The sequence below is a fragment of the Autumnicola musiva genome, from assembly GCF_031846585.1.
GTDB classification, from domain to species: domain Bacteria; phylum Bacteroidota; class Bacteroidia; order Flavobacteriales; family Flavobacteriaceae; genus Autumnicola; species Autumnicola musiva.
This window is the reverse complement of sequence record NZ_JAVRHK010000088.1, coordinates 1-356: the sequence shown is the minus strand read 5'-3', so window position 1 is coordinate 356 and position 356 is coordinate 1. Positions and strand designations below refer to the sequence as shown.

The following is a 356-nucleotide window of genomic DNA, read 5'->3' as shown; positions in this document are numbered from 1 at the left end:
GCAAGGCCTATGATACCATATGCGAGGAGCCTTCCAAAGTGATAAAGAAAAATCTGAAAAGTTTTTTTCAAATTATTTTCCCGATCTACAGGCAGTAAAAATGCGATGGGCCCGCACATTCCCACGCAGTGGAAACTACCTAAAAGTCCAAATATGAAGGCTGAAAAGAGCATTTTTTTTAATAAACAATTTCTTTTTTGTACAAATAATCTTCGCCTCGATATTTCCAGTTCACATTGATATTCCAGCGACCATCAATCATTTTTTCATTTGGAATTATAATCTCATGTGCGGTTAAATCATTCAGTGGAATTTGGAAATCAAGCATTTTGTTAGAGGGCCTGTAGAGATTAATT

General features: G+C 35.7%; 2 protein-coding genes. Both read right to left on the bottom strand.

From position 1 onward, the window contains the following. The coding region (locus tag RM539_RS19980; protein ID WP_311505180.1) for an urease accessory protein UreH domain-containing protein at positions 1-173 on the bottom strand (173 nt) is incomplete at its 3' end. Positions 174-178: 5 nt separating this feature from the next. Next, positions 179-355: a FixH family protein gene (locus RM539_RS19975; RefSeq protein ID WP_311505179.1), complete on the bottom strand. Its 177-nt coding sequence runs from the start codon at positions 353-355 to the stop codon at positions 179-181. Between the last annotated feature and the right edge of the window lies 1 nt (position 356).